The 18,288-nt window shown below is 40.0% G+C and carries 17 protein-coding genes and 1 pseudogene; 9 read left to right on the top strand and 9 right to left on the bottom strand.

The genetic code is table 11. The annotated features are described in order from the left end of the window. The first annotated feature begins 29 nt into the window (after window positions 1-29). The 5 genes from GSF01_RS22575 (at window position 30) to GSF01_RS22555 (ending at window position 6,176) form a co-directional block, all read left to right on the top strand. A complete protein-coding gene (locus tag GSF01_RS22575; RefSeq protein ID WP_159887557.1) occupies window positions 30-683 on the top strand; it encodes a zinc ribbon domain-containing protein in 654 nt (217 codons plus the stop codon). A 586-nt stretch (window positions 684-1,269) separates the two neighbouring features. Continuing rightward, on the top strand, window positions 1,270-2,061 hold the full coding sequence (locus GSF01_RS22570) for a restriction endonuclease (protein ID WP_159887556.1): 792 nt from the start codon (window positions 1,270-1,272) through the stop codon (window positions 2,059-2,061). Window positions 2,062-2,080: 19 nt separating this feature from the next. After that, the gene (locus GSF01_RS22565; RefSeq protein ID WP_159887555.1) at window positions 2,081-3,178 is read left to right on the top strand and encodes a DUF3883 domain-containing protein; all 1,098 of its coding nucleotides are present in this window, start codon (window positions 2,081-2,083) and stop codon (window positions 3,176-3,178) included. A 92-nt stretch (window positions 3,179-3,270) separates the two neighbouring features. Beyond that, window positions 3,271-5,070, top strand: coding sequence for an HsdM family class I SAM-dependent methyltransferase (locus GSF01_RS22560; RefSeq protein ID WP_159887554.1), 1,800 nt, complete (start codon window positions 3,271-3,273; stop codon window positions 5,068-5,070). After that, window positions 5,067-6,176 (top strand): BsuBI/PstI family type II restriction endonuclease, encoded by a 1,110-nt coding sequence (locus GSF01_RS22555; protein WP_159887553.1) that lies wholly within the window; start codon window positions 5,067-5,069, stop codon window positions 6,174-6,176. Before GSF01_RS22560 ends, GSF01_RS22555 begins: the two co-directional genes overlap by 4 nt. Window positions 6,177-6,216: 40 nt before the next feature. On the opposite strand, the gene GSF01_RS22550 is transcribed toward GSF01_RS22555, so the two are convergent. Continuing rightward, complete coding sequence (locus tag GSF01_RS22550; RefSeq protein WP_159887552.1) at window positions 6,217-7,419, bottom strand: hypothetical protein; 1,203 nt, start codon at window positions 7,417-7,419, stop codon at window positions 6,217-6,219. A gap of 2 nt (window positions 7,420-7,421) precedes the next feature. Beyond that, window positions 7,422-8,714, bottom strand: a complete 1,293-nt coding sequence (locus tag GSF01_RS22545; protein ID WP_159887551.1) for a hypothetical protein — start codon at window positions 8,712-8,714, stop codon at window positions 7,422-7,424. Between the two features lie 121 nt (window positions 8,715-8,835). On the opposite strand from GSF01_RS22545, the gene GSF01_RS22540 reads away from it, so the two are divergent. Continuing rightward, window positions 8,836-10,200 carry a hypothetical protein gene (locus GSF01_RS22540; protein WP_159887550.1) on the top strand — a complete coding sequence of 455 codons (1,365 nt, stop codon included), beginning with the start codon at window positions 8,836-8,838 and terminating at the stop codon, window positions 10,198-10,200. 4 nt (window positions 10,201-10,204) lie between these two features. On the opposite strand, the gene GSF01_RS30110 is transcribed toward GSF01_RS22540, so the two are convergent. The 3 genes from GSF01_RS30110 to GSF01_RS22530 form a co-directional block, all read right to left on the bottom strand. Further along, window positions 10,205-10,444, bottom strand: a complete 240-nt coding sequence (locus GSF01_RS30110; RefSeq protein WP_268893736.1) for a 23S rRNA (pseudouridine(1915)-N(3))-methyltransferase RlmH — start codon at window positions 10,442-10,444, stop codon at window positions 10,205-10,207. Then, complete coding sequence (locus GSF01_RS30105; RefSeq protein WP_268893734.1) at window positions 10,425-10,607, bottom strand: 23S rRNA (pseudouridine(1915)-N(3))-methyltransferase RlmH; 183 nt, start codon at window positions 10,605-10,607, stop codon at window positions 10,425-10,427. The genes GSF01_RS30110 and GSF01_RS30105 overlap by 20 nt, the downstream gene beginning before the upstream one ends. A 428-nt stretch (window positions 10,608-11,035) precedes the next feature. After that, a complete protein-coding gene (locus GSF01_RS22530; protein ID WP_159887549.1) occupies window positions 11,036-11,587 on the bottom strand; it encodes a TetR/AcrR family transcriptional regulator in 552 nt (183 codons plus the stop codon). A gap of 208 nt (window positions 11,588-11,795) precedes the next feature. Between GSF01_RS22530 and GSF01_RS22525 the strand changes: the two genes are divergently transcribed. Then, window positions 11,796-12,650, top strand: a complete 855-nt coding sequence (locus tag GSF01_RS22525; protein ID WP_201305465.1) for an SDR family oxidoreductase — start codon at window positions 11,796-11,798, stop codon at window positions 12,648-12,650. A 681-nt stretch (window positions 12,651-13,331) separates the two neighbouring features. Here GSF01_RS22525 and GSF01_RS22520 read toward each other — a convergent pair. From GSF01_RS22520 to GSF01_RS29865, 4 genes and pseudogenes are all read right to left on the bottom strand, one after another. Next, window positions 13,332-14,609, bottom strand: coding sequence for an IS110 family RNA-guided transposase (locus GSF01_RS22520; protein ID WP_159887548.1), 1,278 nt, complete (start codon window positions 14,607-14,609; stop codon window positions 13,332-13,334). Window positions 14,610-15,532: 923 nt separating this feature from the next. Beyond that, window positions 15,533-16,762 carry a chromate efflux transporter gene (gene chrA / locus GSF01_RS22515; RefSeq protein WP_159887580.1) on the bottom strand — a complete coding sequence of 410 codons (1,230 nt, stop codon included), beginning with the start codon at window positions 16,760-16,762 and terminating at the stop codon, window positions 15,533-15,535. Window positions 16,763-16,776: 14 nt separating this feature from the next. After that, a complete protein-coding gene (locus GSF01_RS22510; RefSeq protein WP_159887547.1) occupies window positions 16,777-17,106 on the bottom strand; it encodes a rhodanese-like domain-containing protein in 330 nt (109 codons plus the stop codon). Window positions 17,107-17,148: 42 nt separating this feature from the next. After that, window positions 17,149-17,244, bottom strand: a pseudogene (locus GSF01_RS29865) (PadR family transcriptional regulator); the annotation flags it as partial. 240 nt (window positions 17,245-17,484) lie between these two features. On the opposite strand from GSF01_RS29865, the gene GSF01_RS22500 reads away from it, so the two are divergent. Beyond that, entirely contained in the window at window positions 17,485-17,808 is a 324-nt protein-coding gene (locus GSF01_RS22500) for a DUF2642 domain-containing protein (protein WP_159887546.1), read from the top strand. A gap of 284 nt (window positions 17,809-18,092) precedes the next feature. After that, a partial coding sequence (locus tag GSF01_RS29860) for a hypothetical protein (protein ID WP_235941685.1) occupies window positions 18,093-18,288 on the top strand: 196 nt, incomplete at its 3' end.

The following is an 18,288-nucleotide window of genomic DNA, read 5'->3' as shown; positions in this document are numbered from 1 at the left end:
CAGCAACGGACTAAAAAGGAGACATCTACATGCAACAATTTATTCGCACGGTAAATACGACCGATGCATTCAAGATGAAGATGGAGCAACTAGAGCGAGAATATCATTTGAAACTTCAGCAAATCGATAAGGAATTAGCTGCACTGGATACGGAATTGGATCGCAATGCGGTCAAAGGAGTCGGCGGTGAGCTCGGTGGAGGATTCCTGCGATTCATCAGTTGGATTGCGTTTATACTCGGTACCATTGCATCATTCGTAGTCCTGCTTGTACTTTCAGAAGGGATCGATGATATGCCTCTATTTCTCATCATGGTGGCATTCAGCTTGCTGATGTTCGTGCTTGGAGGCATATGGAGAAGTAAAGGCACAGGCATGTTGATAAGAGCCACAGCCAAGCAAGACGCGGCTGAAGCCATCATTCAGCAGCTTGAAGCAGAGATTGCAAAGCTTCGTGTGACCAGAAAGCAACTAGAAGAACATCATCAAGCGGAGATGCTGGAGCAGAAGGATATCTTCCAACAGCACATGCTTAACCAACAGGAATTAATTCAACATGAAGTCGAAACAATTCAGAGAACATCCGGAGAAATTCAGGATACGAAGGAATGCCCACAATGTGCAGAAACCATTAAGGTTAAAGCGAAGATATGCAGATTTTGTAGCTACCAGTTCGGTGATTGACTCTCAACTGGATACTTCGCGTTATCGTCTGTGATAGAACATTAACAAAGATATTTGCTTGAAAAAGGTGTTGTCATGTTACATTATCATAACATTGACGATATATAGATAGAGATTAAGCATCCGACCTCAAGATGAACGCTCATTTTACCTGAGAGTTCGTCTTTTTGGCTTTTCGGAGGCGGTGCAAAGAGAAAGTAGAAGATTTTTTCATAATTCACTCCCATTGATGTTACAGATTTCATTGTGAAGCAATATATCTGATGTAGATTAATAATTGGATATGACAATAGTAATTGAGGTTACAAAATAGACATTCATTTGATGTATAGGAAAATTGGATTAAAAAACAGTTCAAAAGTCCCGCTAATATGGTAAAATGGAAAAAGTTTCTTTATATGTGCTGTGAGTTGACAGGGGCAGTTATTCCTATGGAATCACGGACTACTATCTGTCGGGCCAACAGGATTTATATAATCGTACTGGTATTGGAAGATATCGATTGTACAACAAAAACGCTGACGGTGAGTCGACATGGGAAGGCAACTGATTACAACTTAGATAATGTTCCAAACGGGGGATCACAATGGCTAGAAGAAGAAAGAAGCAGACGTTTGAAGATATGTTAATTGAGATGGTCGTAAAGAGCATGATGGCTATTGTGGTTTTCCTCGTCTTCAACTATGTAATCATCGGCAAGTATGCTGGTTCGATGATCGGCGGTGTATGGCTCAGTCCATTACTAATCGTTCTCGTATTTGTCATGGCTGCTGGACTTGGTATTTATCTTGCCAATATCAAGATGAAGATGGAGCGAGCGAATATCCATGAAATAGACAAGATGAGCGGGTCAACATTTGAACGCTACCTTGAACGTTTCTTTAAGAAGCGTGGATGGCAAGTAAAGCGTACTGGTGGGCAAGGTGACTACGGTGCCGATCTTATACTTACTTCAGCAAGCAAAAAGGTCGTTGTACAAGCTAAACGCTGGCAAAAAAATGTTGGTTATGAGGCTATTCAGCAGGTGTACACGAGCAAGGATGTTTATAAGTGCAATGAAGCATGGGTTATTACCAACAGTGGATTTACTGAGCAGGCAATCGACGGTGCTAAGCGACTTGGTGTAGTATTGTGGGATCGGGAGAAATTGATTGATGAAATGGCTAAAGTGAACGCAGCGTCGACATTAATTAGTGAATCAGCACCCGCCGCTGATAACATTGTTGTCAAAAATACAGGTTCGACGGCACAAGGTGACTTGTATGTATGTGCATCTTGCGGCAAGCCTGTGACGCAGAAAGTGAAGGAATTCTGTTTGTCTCAGCCGAAGCGATTCAATAGCCGGATATATTGTTATGAGCATCAGCGACAACAATAAATTGTGAGGGTGGTTTTGAATGTCCACTGAACATATTGATGCATTCAACAATAAGATCGTAGATGAGGCACCGCAAAAAATTGAAACTCGAATTGGTGATGTTGATATCAATTTCATCTTAAGAGACAGCTTCTTTGATCAAGAGAGCCTCTTGGAATACGATGTAATGCTGCCTCATGAACAGCATGTTCTACAAATTCAATATTGGTACTCTGATAATGATCCTAACTACCATCGTATTGAAGTAAGGACACCAAATTTAAGATCGTATCAAATTACTTGTTTCCACTGCAAAACAGTTGGCTTTCTTGATTCAGAGCGAATAGTAGAGATCGGGCAAGTTGTTAAAGTATCCGGTCAAAGACCTCGTAATGGAATGGATGTTCAACAAACCAATGAGAGAATAAAAGAAGAGGCTTGTTTACTTCTCGACCAGGAAGGATTGCTTATCGAGCCTGATGACAGAGCTCCACGCTGGCACATAGGAACTTATGATACTCAAACAAAAGAATGGCTACACGGACAAACAACTTCCGGATTTATTAATAATTTCTTGAAAGTAGCTATCATCATGGCATATTGTCGTGGAAATCGTGGTATTGATCTTTTTCCGAATGCTGAGTACTCCAACCAATCTATAGACGATGATAATTTACGGACAAGCATTAGCCCAGAAGCTTTCAAGAACAAACGTGAAGAATGGGAAGCTATCGGACTCATGGGTGAAGAATTCGTATTTGAATTTGAACGGCTGCGGTTAGTGCAAGACGGACGTGAGGATTTAGCCGAATCAGTTCAACATGTAAGTTTGTATGACTGTGGGGCTGGATACGATATATTGTCATATGAACTTGATGGAAGACCGCGGTATATTGAATGTAAAACCACTGTCGGTGGTTCAATGAAATTTGATATCACCTTAAATGAGTGGAATAAAGCAAAGAAGTATAGAGAGCAATATTACTTGTACCGGATTACAAATATTGATCAGCAACACCATCGTGATATTGTTGTTATCCAAGACCCATTTGGCAAGTTTGAAGATGGGGAGCTTGTGTTAAAGCCGAATGTGTTTACTGTTTCGATAATTCAGGGCAGGCAAATAACAGAAACGTAAATATTATACTGGTTACTAAAAAAAGCAGGAAAATCGACACAATGCGTCGAATAATAACAGGTTATATAACTACTTAAAGAGATGGTGATTTGATGCCGCTTATAAATGAAATTTCACAAGAGATAATTAAACCATCTTGGGATACCTACAAAATACAAGCACTTAATAATAAACGAAAACATGTTGAAACCAACAAAGAGTATGAGATGTTGTTTTCTCCTTCATTTTGTTTTCTGGTACTAAAATCATTATGGAGAATTGTTGATTCAAAGAAGCGGTTTGAGCTTAGAAGCTGTAAGTACAAAAGATTGCAACTAGATTTAGAGAGCAACAAACTGGCAAAACAAATTGGAGATTATTTGTCCACCCTCTCAATTATAGAGTGCAGTTATTACATCGGAGTATTGTATACGTACCTGCTACCTCAAAAATACAAAGCCGAATATGGTATTTATTATACGCCTCCAGTCATAGCGGAAAGGCTTCTTGATCTCTTGGGATCGGAAGGGGTTAACTGGTCAAAAGACAGCATACTAGACCCCGCATGTGGTGGCGGAGCATTTTTGGTACCTGTGGCAAATCGAATCTTGGGCGATCACAGAATAAAATGTTTGTCAGCGGAAGAAAGAATTAAGCATCTGGAAAATCATCTTTCAGGGATTGAAATAGATGAATTCGCTGGATGGCTGACACAAGTGATGCTAGATGTAGTGACTTATCAAGACGCTTGTATAATTGGTCGTAAGATGAAGAATATCGTTAGACATGATGATACAATTGAATATGCATTGAAGCAAGACAAGAGATATCAGCTCATTGTAGGAAATCCGCCGTATGGCCGAGTTACTCTCAATGAAAAACTCAGAGAAGCATATTCAAGGTCACTGTACGGTCATGCCAATATGTATGGTTTATTCATTGATGCTGCTTTGAGAATGAAATCTTCAGAAGGCTTTATTGGATTTGTAACTCCAACCTCGTTTATGGGGGGGCAGTATTTTTCTAATTTAAGGAGTTTGCTGATGGAAGAGGCTCCTCCCTTAGACATTGATTTTATTACTGAACGTTCGGGTGTATTCGATGAGGTCTTGCAGGAAACATGTCTAACTGTTTTTGGCCCAAATGACTCCAAAGAAACAAGCATTCATAATATCAAAACAGACATTGTGGGATACAGAGTCAACAGAGTAGGAACATTTCAATTAAATGAAGGAACGAGTCCGTGGTTACTTCCAAGGGATAGTTCTGAGACTAAGTTAATTAAGAAACTCAATAAAATGAAAACCAATATTAAAGACTATGGATATAAAGTATCGACCGGGCCGCTGGTATGGAACCGACACAAGGAGCAACTTGAGAATAGTCCGCAAGATGGCTCATATCCAATAATCTGGTCACATGCGATAGTCAATGGGAACTTTACTTTTGATTATAAAACAAAGAAACCGAAATTTATTAATATACTGGATGGCCAAGGTTTTCTTGTCTGTAAACAGCCAGTAGTGTTGTTGCAACGTACCACCTCAAAAGAACAACAACGACGGTTAATATCAACTGTGCTTCCACAAGAGTTTTTGTCAGAATGGAACGGAGCGGTCATCGAAAATCATGTGAACATGATTCATTCGGTTGATCAGCAGATACTCTCGCCTGAAGCATTATCATTGATTCTAAACACTTCTGTAGTAGATCGCATATTCAGATGCATTTCCGGTAGTGTTGCTGTCTCAGCGTCGGAGCTCCATGCTCTGCCATTGCCACCGTTAAGAAAAGTATTGGGTGTTGAAGAATTAGTGCAACAGTATAAGACAAACCAGATTAATGAAGAGGATTTAAGCCGTTGCGTAGAGCAAATTGTATTGAAGGCTTATAATCTTGGAGGTCTGAGATGAGCTACGGCTGGCTTTCGAATGAAGTACCGAGTGTTGAAGAGGTCTCAAGAAGGCTGGGTATGATTTTTACCAAAGAGCTTGATCCTAACGGATATATATTGAGGGACATCGGTGCGAGGACGATTTTTGTGATGCTGTATTCATTCAGCGTACAAGGGCAGAATTGGATCAGACCTGCAATTGTAACTTGTATGACAGATGAACAGGCCCAAGTAAAAGAGGAGCGGGCAAGGTACTCTTGGCTTGAAAATAGCCTGAACAGGAAAAACAAAGAAAAGGATATTCCGGGTAGATGGTATAAGGAAAATACTCGTGAATCAATCCGCGATGAGACGATTCGGACGCTTGTACATCTTGGAGCTATTGTTGAAAAAGGCGGGCTAGCTACTACGTCTCCAGCACCAAGATATACCCTACAGACTGATTTTGCGGAGCTATTTAATCCTCTGCTGGTTGAAGAAGAACTTAATCAGGCGATTGTTAACTGGCAGGAGTCGAATCTTTCTGCAATTGCAAGAGCGAGAATCGCTATCTCAAAAAATATGGCAACATCGATTGACGATGGTGTATTAGTCCAACTACCGAATGGAGAAGTAAGGAAGCTATCTCCGGGCCCGAGTTCCGATATTGCAAAAGCTGTCGTGGAGAAAATGTCAAAGCGGTTCCTCAAAGAGCCTGCTGTTTTATTAATCAGTGAATCAGCTAAAAAGATTGTTGTAAATGATGACAGGATTTGTTCTGCTATTGGTTTTCATATTGATGTAACCAAAGTTCTGCCGGATATTATCATGGTTGATCTAGGCAGAAGAGAGCCGTTAATCGTCTTTGTCGAATGCGTTGCCACTGATGGGCCAATATCAGATAGGCGGAAGCTAGAGCTTATCTCAATAGCAGAGGAAGCAGGCTATAAGGGGAAAGACTATACTTTTGTTACCGCCTTTAGGGATAGAACGGATGGGGTTAGTAAGAAACTTACTCCGTCGATTGCTTGGGATACTTTTGTTTGGTACGCCACTGAGCCTAACTCTATTATTTACATGCATGAAGGGGCGGGTCAAAGCAATGTATCTTTAGGAGATATACTTCAAACTTTAAGAAACAATTGAATTCAACTTAATATGTAAAGGTACTAAAACACCTAAGATATTAAGGTGTTTTAGTACTTTTTTTCTTTGTTGATTTGATATGATTATCGGCAGCTACACAATTTTGAAGGAGAGACAAGAACTCATTTGCAAAATCAAGGTGGACTACTACTTCTGAAATAATTCTCGCAGAAAATATCAATAGTCGATATTGTCCAGTTGATATTTTATAATTATGAACATCATCCCAACATGTGACCTTATTTGTAGTAGCTAGTATTAGAATTCGTTTTGAATTAAATTTGTCTTTAGAAAGATGGTGTTGTACTTTTTCTATAGTGTGATGATCAACTGCTGTTGTAGTATAACATTTTGCATCTGCTGTGAAGTCCCCTCTAATGACCTCGTCTAGATAATCTAAAAGGTCAATTGTAAGCTTATCAGCATTACCTGCACCAGCAGCGTTGACAGGAATCCTCCTGAATCTCGGATACGAGTCCAGCATCGTTCTATATTTATACAGTTCAATCTGTTGGGAGCGAAGTTTATCTAAGAAAAAATTGGTTAACTCATTTTCAACCGCTTGCCAAGTTACTAACGAACTCTTGCTTAATATTTCTTCTTCAACAAGAGAAATTTTTTGGATACTTTCAATAACATTTTGGGCACTTGGTAAATCACGAAGTCTGTATTTTTCTTTTTCAAACCCAGAAGTAATTATATCTATTGCTGATATACTAACAATAGTATCAGGGAGTGTAGGTATTTTATTTTCAACTAATTTAATGAAGATGAGACCATCTTTTTCTTGAATAGCTTTAGATATAGATAAGAAGTCAGTTGCCTCTCCCTCAAGAACTAAAAGATACTGACGCCCTTCAACTTGTAATAAATAATTTCCAGTTCGATTATTAATACGTAATAGTGCACAACCAGTCGATTCAATTAAGTTTAAAGTGTCTTCAAAAATTTTGCTGTAATTAATGGAAGTGATTTCAAAGTAAATGTTACAACAGAGGGCAATTTCTTCTTCGAAATAATTATTATCACAATGAGAGCACTCAACTAAATCAATTTCATCTTCGGCAGGTAGGATGGTCATTTTTCTACAACCTATCATCCTATCTCCAATGTTTGTGCTCTCTCTGCCTATACAATCAAGTTCTATGAATTTATCCAAATTAATATAATTATTATTTTTGAGGTTTAGAACGTATGATGGAAGGTCGTCGGTATAACGTGTCCCCAATACTGGAATTAACATAGTTACTTCTCCTTGGATTCTACTATACGGGCGTCAGTATAATCATGTAATAAAGATATTAAATTCCTCTTTTTTTGAGTACCTCCACCAGTACCAGATATTGTAATATAAATTTGTTCCGAAATTTCTGAAAAATAGAAGGTGAAGATGTGGGTTTTTTTATTAACAATGAAGGCAATCTTTATTTTTTTTACGGTGGAATCAGGAATAAGTAGTGACAATGTAACGTTTTTAGATGTATCCTCAAGGGATCGAATCAATGAGATATCTCCAGATTTCTTTTCAACCGTTATTAATGGTTTTCCAGGAAGCGGAGCGACTAACTCAATTAAATTAAGTTGTACACCAGGCACATTATCGACTAATAATGTTTGGAGAAATTTTTGAAATATTTCAATAGAGTTACCATTGCTACGTTTCACATAGTTAGCAGGCAGCCGTGGATCAAGATTAACGATAATATTATTTGCAATGGTTTGATAAACTTCTTCTTTTACGACGCTGACCGCTCGCACTCTGAGATCTTTAAGGGTTGGGCTAAATCTAAAAACTATTAGATCTGCATTCATATCTACAATGTATTTTTGGAAAGTTCTTAAGCCTCCTCGTTGAGATTCTCGTAAGATAAAAATTAAAATTTCATTGTTGTAATGTAGAATTTTCAAGCAAGTACTTGACAAGTTTGTAGAATTAGATGATTCATAACGCTTTAATATGCCGTTAACAAGTTCAGTAGTGATTGTAGGATCTACGATTCCAGTCTGCTCTAATTGGCGTAATTCAGCTTGTTTAAGTGGATCTGGAATGTTTTCCATATCCATTAGCAGAAGATATTCTTCATAAGCAAACTTCTCACATCTGCTCACTAAATAGCTCATCTGTAAGAGTTCCACATCAATTTGTGATAGCATAAAGGCATAGATTGTGCGATTCAATTTGTTTGTTTTTTCAACTGCTTCCCAGAATCCACTTTGAACTAGTCCATCCTTAAGATATTCCATAGCTATCTCTCCGGTTAATTGGGAAGTAAACTCTTTGAGATAGCCAATTGATAAGATATCCATTTTTATCAGATTAGTTAGAGGTCGTGGGAGATCAGTTACTTTTGACACACTGAAGGGTTCTAAAATAGAAATTTTGATCTGCTTAGGGAGAGAATCCAGTAATTTAATGTAATCGTCTTCAATAAGCAGTTTATTTTTTACCCCCTCGCAATCGGTTTCTAGCACGTCCTGCCAAGTTTCTTCTGTTATCATTTTCAATGACTCAATGTTAGAGCGAATTACAACATCCATATCTACACCACCCACCAAAATTTTCTAATAAGATATACTATACTACAGATTATGACATTCTTGAAGGTAAGTGAGCAGACGCCAAATAAATATAAGTTTAAAAGAAAAGGACTGATTTAAAGTGGGAAGACATACTTTAGCGAAAGGTATTGATCTATTATCGAATATTCAAAATCTTGGCATCATACTTGATTATCATGTTAGATCCGAGTTTCCTGTGAAAAAAGGAGAAAACAACCAAGCAATAGACGTAGCCTGGTTTGTTGATAAGGAAGATACTAACTATCCAATAATGATTTTCGAAATCGAAAGTTATTCTACTAACGCTTCAGCCGCGAATCCACTTAAGATATTCAGCAAATCGAATCATTATTTTGAGAAGCCACTGTTCTTTTTTCACGTCTTTGTAAAATCTGGTGATGACCCAGCGATACTTAAAGATCTTGAGTATCAATATGGAAGAAATAACTATAGAATTTATGAGATATGCAAAGGTGATTTGAATAAGTTGGTACTGGATGTGATTTCACAGCATAGGAGAATCAATAAGAATATTAATATAGAGGGCTTAATGAAGTTATTTACCTTTGATGAGTATTGGGAAGATATTAATATAACAACTGTGCTTGTACACATAGAAAATGTGTACAAGCACAGTTGGAACGATATTTTGCCGATTTATGCAGATTTAGCTCAACAGCTTCCGAGCCTGCACGATGAGTTCATTAGATTCTTGGACAAAAAAATAACTTATGGCTCCAACTGTAATGACAATTATGAAGATTATATAGCGTATCATTTTTCTTATGGAATTTATTTAGCTATCTTATCTTGTATCAAGAGTGATAAGGCATATCTTCTTATGTTAAAGGAATGGCAAGAGAGCAGTAGCTATATGGAGATAATTGGTCCACATTTTGGTTTAAGCAGAGATTACGATGAGTTCATTGAAGATTGCTCAGGAGTTTATTTAGGTATGTTAGCAGTACTATTTAAACAACAGCCCAATGGCGTGAAATATATACTCAAGCAAAGTATTAAAATTTTAGAAAGAATGAAAGGGCATCCTGATAACATTATATTTTATAATGGCATATGGGCTTTGCATATTGCTGCTACGTGTGACATTTGTGAGCCGGAATATAACTACATTAGAGATTTAATTAATCAAAGGGGAAAACTAAATAAACATTGGATAGAAGAACCTCTATCTGCATTAGACAAAGCAACTGATAATAATAAAGAATTTCTGTCGCATGAATATGAATACATTTCTGATTTAGAAACGTTTAAAAAAGAGTTTGTGCATAGTGACATCCTTAATTTAAAAATATATAAACAAGAAGCAGTTTCACTGGCTATTCGAATGCTTAGTGATTCAGGTTGTTGGTCTGAAAGATGGTCTGATCCCGTTCACGAAAAAAGCTGGGGAACTAGAATAATCAATTGTTTGCACTTTAATGACAGTAACGAACAACTCACATAATTTTTCATTTGTGGTAAGGATGAATATTAATGATCCTATATGCTCGATAAATTTGCTCAAATAGTATAGCTGTGTTCAAGCCCAAATCCATCTCCATCTGGTTTAAGGTCACTATCTCAATATGGGGAATATCCTCTGCACCTATAACAATGGAAACATCAGAGTTACCTGTCGAAGCCCAATTATCTATTTTGGATGCAAGTTCCTCTGATGAAATAGGCCGTTCAGTGATGGGAGACGGCAATGACAAAGTAGTTCGACCTAAGTTTGCTTTGTAGTTGCTCCTTTTTATTTATGTGGGTCAATTTAATATCGCAGTACCTGCTTAAACGCTTCTCATATTCTTTAATGGCTTCAAGATAAAACTTTTCTATCTTGTCACCTACAGCAAAGACCTTAAATTTCATGTTAATACCTCATCATAGCTTCTTGCAATTGGCTGGTTTCGGCATCCAATTGAAGAACTGCAACGTAACTGTAACCTTTAACCTTACTTGACGTGGATTCGTTCTAGTATACCATGTCAATGACGCTTTAGACATAACAAGCAGACATGCCAACACGATGGTTAGTGCATGTCTGCTTTATTTTTCTTTTTTCAAGAATAGTTATCATAGTAATGGTGAGTCATCTGAGTTTACCCTATCAATAGATACGGTGAACCGTATCACAAATAGTGGTAAAGTGGAGAATTGAGCTGAATGTCGAAGCGGCAATGCTCAATTTCCAGGCTGGTTGTGTTGTAACCAGAAAATATTATCATTAACTTAATTGCATCTACAGCCACCGCCGCTGTAGATGCTTTTTTCATGCAAATAAATTTTCTTCATCCGAGTTATTCTAGTTTTATGAAATGCAATATTTGCTTTACGTAATCTTCTGGCTTTGTCGTGTGATCTTGCATCCAATGCATTGCAGCCCCATAAAGTGACCAGCTTAACATCACCGCAAAAGTCTCTACTTCTATTCGGTTTGGGTTAGACCATTGTTTTCGTGTCCACTCTGAAAAAAAGGCTTGGAGTTCATTTTTAAAGATCATTTCTATTTGGGGTGTAAATGCTTCATAACTTCGATGACATTGGTTACTAATCATTGTTTGGAACTTAATAATCGAGTTAAAAATAGCCCTAATCGTCTCTTCGTTAATGACCTCATGCGTACTTACTTCTTGAAGGACATCTCTCATCACGCTTTCACGTAACACTTTTTCAAGCAAGTCATATTTGTCAATGAAATGGTTATAAAATGTTGCGCGATTAACCGTTGCAGCAGATGTAATATCCCCAATTGTGAAGTCTTTAAAATCCTTTTTCGTCGATAACTCTAAAAATGCATCCATAATGAGCTTTCGGGTGCGAAGAGTACGGGGATCGATTTGTTTTTCCATAAAACTCTCACCTTTCTTAGACATTTTTATCACTATGTTGGTTAAGCGATAAATCTGTAATATTGTCGATTGCTTATAGATATCCAACTTGTTATATTGACTATACAACAATCGTTGACTAAGCGAAAGGTGTTGAATCGACATTCTATCGCTTGATGTATGTAAATGATTTAAAAAAGATAAATTATAAATTGGAGGTAATTGAATCATGAAAATTGGTGTAAATGGTGCTAGTGGACAATTAGGTGGAGCAACGGTAAAAGAATTGTTGGAGCGTGCGGCTGGACAACATAGTGTTGTAGCAATCACGCGTTCTCCAGAGAAAATTGCAATTGATGGCGTGGAAGCACGTTTCGGTGATTACAATCAACCATCTTCGATGATCGAGGCTTACAAAGGTTTGGATCGCTTACTGCTTATTCCGTCGTCCGAAGTAAAACCTGGTCATCGTTCAGAACAGTTTATTGCAGCTATTGATGCAGCTGTAGAAGCCGGCGTTCCACACATTGTCCTTGTGTCATCTGCAGGCGTGCGCAACACGGAAAAATCGAACATCGCATATGACTACTTTGTCGGCGAACAGCATTTAATTCGTAAAGCAAGCAAATGGAGCATTTTGCGCATGAACTACTATGCAGAGTCTTTCATCATGGACGCGCAAATGTCGTTAGCTCATGGCGTTCTTCCAGGTTTCACTGAAAACAAAGTCGCATTCGTTTCACGCGATGATATCGCCGCTGCAGCAGCTGGTTTGCTACTCGGCGATGATCACGATGGTGCAATTTATAACGGAACTGGACCAGAAAGCCTAACAGGTGCACAGCGTGCAGAACTCATCACGAAAACTAGTAGTAAACCAGTTTCATTTATAACAGTACCAGTTGAGACGCTACAAGCACAGCTTCAGCAAGTGGGACTTCCGGCAGAAATCATCAATTTAATTGTGAGTAGTCAGCAAAACTTCTCTACTGGAGATTTCGATATCGTTACGGGGGACATTGAAAAATTATCAGGTCGTCCAGCACGAAGCCTTGAATCCATCCTGTCAAACGCATTTCATTAATTTACACTTGTGAAACGAATGCATGGGACAACTCAGGAAAGTGCCCCATAACCATTTGAATTAAACGGCAAAGGGTATTCATCTTAGCGGCTCCGTCCAGCTGTTGCAACTGCGCTTAGCCGCTCTGAAATCATATAGCAATGCCAATGTCGCATCTACAGCCACCATCGCTGTAGATGCTTTTTCATGCACAAAAAATATAGCTAGCAAACAACAGGTCGATGTTAAACTTGCCATTAAAGACATCGCGGAGAATCGTATCATAAATTGCAATTAGGTCATTCCGCTCCCTCTGAGAATAAGGTTTATCTCACGAATGCTCGCTCATTCGCAGGATTTAAAGTACCTTGTTTAAGTAGGAGTTGAAATGAGAGCTCGTGCTGTTAGAAAGACCCGTTAGAGCGCATGCGGAAATAGAAGGTGTTGACTTAATTACAACATCTTCCATGAAAATCGTTTGCTGCACGTCTCTCTCCACAAGGTCCTTGGGATTCACTCTCCCAAATCTCGACGGGTCTATGCCCTCACATTCCTTCGTCCTATCTATCCAAGGTGTGGAGTCCGATCAGCGTTAACGGAACGGGTCTATGCCCTAAAGCGTAATGGTCTCGGTACCCCGTGCTTTCTTTGTGAAATCCTGAGAATGAGCCAATCTTCGTGCCTGGTTGCAATTTTAGGTTTTTAAGCTACTAACGGTAGTTGAGCCTTATCTTCGGAGAATTTTTGTCCTTCTTTCGCCATTGCTACAAGCATTCGAGCCAGTTTCCCAATCAACTTCATCATGGACTGCATTTTTGTCATCCGTTTCACCTCAACATTGTGTGCATGAAGGGCTTGGAATGTATAGTTGTGAGATAACAGGTGAAACACAGTGAAATACAAATGCTTACGTAATAATGAGTTGCCTCGTTTCGTGAGCTTAATTTTGCCTTTGTATTTACCAGAACTTCGTTCTGCCAGGTTCAATCCTGCCTTTCGCAATAACTGATTCCCATGAGACAGCTGACTTAAATCCCCTCCAAATGCTAATATGGCAGCCGTTGCAGGTAAGGAAATACCGACAGAACGTACAAGGTCGGAACAAGGGACTTCAGGCAGTAACTTTTCGATCATATCATCCGCTTCATCAATGATTTGTCGAACTCGTTCGTATTCGTCTAGTAAGTGCCTCAGTTCCCATTTGTCTTCCTCAAGGGCAACAGAGTCCCCGACGCTATGTCTAGCGAGTTCTTGAAGCTCAATTGCCTTATTCTTGCCTCGCAGGCCACCAGGTCTAGCCATGTACTCTCCCCAGATTTCCACCATTTGCTCTGGAGCTAGTTGCAACAAGTCTGAAGGGGCTGGAAAACGACGCAAAGTGGCTAAAGAACGAATGCTAAAAATGTCGTCAAATGCTTTTCGGTATTCTGGAAAACGGATGTCGAGCCAACGGTGGATTCGGTTTTCAATCCGTCCAGATTCAACAACCCAGTGCTCTCGGTTTGTCACAATGACCCGAATACGGCGAAACGCATCTTCCTTTGGAGAGAACAATGTGTAGAACCCTCGGCTCACGGCATCGGCAATGACAAGTGCATCCTTTGGGTCATTTTTTGAAGGAGAGTTATCTCTGTTTTCCTTATTGCGTTTGGTTGTCATTGGATTGACAAGAACAACATCAATACCACGTTTCATCAACCAGTTGGCAATATTGAACCAATAGTGACCGGTACTCTCCATTCCGACAACAACGTCGTTCATACCGTGCATTTTCTGTAATTTCTGAACGCTACGTTCAAAGTGTTCAAACCCGCCGATGTCATTCGAAAACATGATAGGGCGGTTGGTTAAGACAATACCTCGAAAGTTAATAGCTTGCGCAGCGTGCTTCTCCTTGGCAATGTCGATGCCAATGACAAGAGTGGAAGTGGAGATTCGCTCTACACGTTGATTTTGTGCATTAATTAGTCTAGACTTCATGATAACGCCTCCTAAGGTGAGTTCTGAGGGCTGCAACCCAGTACATACTCATCCTAGCGAGGCGACTATTTTTATGCAAATTGATTCTCTTAGCACCTACAGGAATGTTAACGGATACGATATTTGAATAACTAGGAGCAGATCGCCGCGTTTGGCATCTGTTCCTTTATCCAGAATGATTTAATAAACCAGGTGCCAGAGGGGAAGTGTTCAAACAATGGTATTGATGAATAAAATTGAAGTCGTTCCGCTGAAGAGCGTATTCTGTGATGTAGAACACCTTACGATTGTCATTGACGGGACCCCTCTAGATTCATTGCCTCATTGTTATTATCCTTCAGATAACCTTCTGGGTATGATTCCAACAATAATTAATTGGATCGACGACCCGAAAGAGAAAGAATTTCTTAAAAGAAGTTCAATTCAGATAGTAGACAAATAGTTTTGCCGGTGTTAATGTGCCCAGACGATTGTGATTTGTGGTGTACTGTAATTGTTGCAAATGTTGTAATAGCCGATGGGTATCTCATATGGAAGCAAATCGGTATTGATAAGAGTACAAGAGATGATTTGCTTTTGGGTTACGATCGAATTGGTTCTAAAGTCGAATGGCTAGATAAAATTCCTTCAATGACTTTTAATAAAGAGGACTATCTGTCTCAACTCAGAAAAATTTACGATTGAACTCCCGGGGAGAACTTTATTACCTTAAGATTACTTGTAGGCTTTTATTATCTCGCTTTGGCTACAAAATAAAAATGCAATTATCCAGTGGGCGGATAATTGCATAGAGAAATACGATGTTCCGTAACGGTCATTTGGCAATCGATCCTGTGATCTGACTATATTTTTGCAACTCTGCTGCACCGTTTAAACGTAAATGGAAACTATTTACATATTATTTTGTTTATCCATATAAATTCTTAGGAAAACATAGAGATCAAGGCGCCGCCCGCTGCCGAGAATAAGACGATTACCCAAGGGGGAAGCTTCCACAACATAAGCAATCCGAACGCAGCAATAGCTAGGCAAAAGTCATAAGGCGTATGAATCGCCTTCAGCCAAACAGGATTAAACAGGGCAGCGAGCAAAATGCCAACAACAGCGGCGTTAATTCCTTTCAAGACCGATTGAAAATTTGGGCGACGGCGAATCGCATCCCAAAACGGTAATGCACCTGTAACCAACAGAAAGGACGGAAGAAACATCGCGATTAGAGCAACCATTCCTCCAGTCCAGCCGTTCATTACGGTTCCCAAGTAAGCGGAGAAGGTAAACAAAGGCCCCGGTACGGCTTGAGCCGCCCCGTAACCGGCAAGAAATTGAGAATCCGTTAGCCAACCTGAAGGAACCACTTCGGCCTGAATCATCGGAAGTACAACATGGCCCCCACCAAAGACAAGTGAACCGACGCGGAAAAAGCTGTCGAACACAGCCAGCCAATGGGAAGGAAACACTGCATGTAATAGCGGTAATCCGATCAACAATCCACAAAACAAAATCCAGGCGACAACGGCTGGGCGGCGGCTGATGGATATGCCCAGATGAGGAGTTTCCGGTATCTCGGATTTTGCCAGAAAAAAACGGCCGAACAGCCCCGCGGCGGCAATGACTATCAATTGACCGTAAGCGGAAGGCCATAATAAGGTGATGATCGCGGCCAAGATGGCAATCGTCCCCCGAGTACGATCTGGAGCGAGGCTTCGAGCCATCCCCCAAACCGCTTGTGTCACTACGACAACGGCAGCGATCATTAGCCCATGAAGCCAACCGGCATTGCTTACATCGTAATTTTTTAATGCATAAGCAAAAATCATCAACGCCAAAGCGGAGGGCAAAGTAAAACCGATCCAGGAAGCGATCCCGCCAAGCATCCCGCCGCGCATCATGCCGATGGAAATCCCGACTTGGCTGCTGGCGGGTCCCGGAAGAAACTGGCACAGTGCGACCAAATCGGCATAGCTTTTTTCATCGAGCCATTTTCTACGGTTGACATATTCGTCGCGAAAATAGCCTAAATGAGCGATAGGGCCGCCAAATGCTGTCAACCCAAGTTTCGTCGAGGCTCCGAGGATTTCAAGAAGCGAGCTTTTGGAATGTTCTTTTGCTTGCGCTGCTGTACTCGACGATTTCGTATCCGGTCGTTGCGTCATCTTTTTCAACCTCATCACTTTTCTGATTTCGTCGGCAGCTTTAACCGGCTCCACTCGTTAAATCCACCCTCAATAGCTTGTACGTTGAAACCTTTCTCCGAGAGTAGATGTTGCGCTTTTTCACCTCTGGATTGCCCGGGATGATGCATGTTGCAATAAGTTATAATCGGTTGATCCATCGGAATTTCCAGTATCCTCTCCGTCAATTGATCAATGGGAATATTAAGTGCATCCGGAACATGGCCTTGCTCATATTCCTCTGGAGAACGTACATCAATCACTTTTGGGGGTACCTTAGAGTTAAGCTTTTCCAGCAGAGAACGGGGGTTAATAAATTTTTCCATAGTGATCCCTCCACCTTTTAGGTATGAACTAGGAATTCAACACTAATCTTTGATTTCCTTGAATAACTCGTATGCTTTATTTTTCGCTTCTTTCAGAACCATATCGCCCTTTTCGGTAAGGCTGTTATATTTTCGAATTTACCTTCATAAGTCCCCCTATTTTCTATTAATTCCGATATCGGATTTTGATATTATGATACTACTTTAATTGTACGGTTAATAGTTAATATTCAGTGTATCTCTGGAAATCTGCGCAAAGTCACTATGCCGATCTAATGGATCCAACAGGGGTGATTCTTCACATATAGGAACGCTACATAGGTATTTGTCATACTTTATAGATATGCTTTCAATTTATGACAAGGGAGTATGCAGCACATGAATAGATTGGTGTATTATGGTTATCCGCAAGCCTATGCCTCATTCCCAGCTCCACAATATTATCGGAATGAAGACGTACAGCACAAGGAAAATCTGGTTTTGCCGAAAAATGTTATGTACACGACGGCTGTGGAACCTAAATTTACAGAGCGTTTGATGGAGCACATAGGGGTAATGATTGTCATCACGACAACGGTCGGCAAATTGGTAGGAACACTTGACGGTGTTTTCATTGATCACGTAGCTCTTGTAGTTCATGGGAAAAAGCATCACATTCGATTGGGTGAAATCGTTTATTTTGAAATAGCAGAAAAGAAATAAGCAATGACCGAGAACCTAATCTGCAACAAACGGCCATTTCACCGAATCTCAAATTCAATTTCTAATCAAATATGGAACAACCTAAACGAAGCCAGGCGGGATGCTGGCTTCGTTTTCTACTTCATTCTGGCGAAATAACGAGGGTTGTTGCTCGGGTAGAAGTAGGGAAAGGCGAGAAAATTTCAGGCGTAAAACTCCACAAATTACTAGATACTAGTGCGTGTCCCGAATGATACTTTATGCATTTACTAATACATAACTTCCTTGAAGGTTGGTGATTCTGTATGGCAAAGAAAATATATGTCAGCGAATCACATTTTTCATGTTGTCATGGCCAAGGATCGGTCGGTCCAACGGGAGCAACGGGAGCAACGGGAGCAACGGGAGCAACGGGAGCAACGGGAGCAACGGGAGCAACGGGAGCAACGGGAGCAACGGGAGCAACGGGAGCAACGGGAGCAACGGGAGCAACGGGAGCAA

The sequence above is a fragment of the Paenibacillus puerhi genome, assembly GCF_009846885.1.
GTDB lineage: Bacteria > Bacillota > Bacilli > Paenibacillales > NBRC-103111 > Paenibacillus_G > Paenibacillus_G puerhi.
This window is presented reverse-complemented; position numbering and strand designations above follow the sequence as displayed.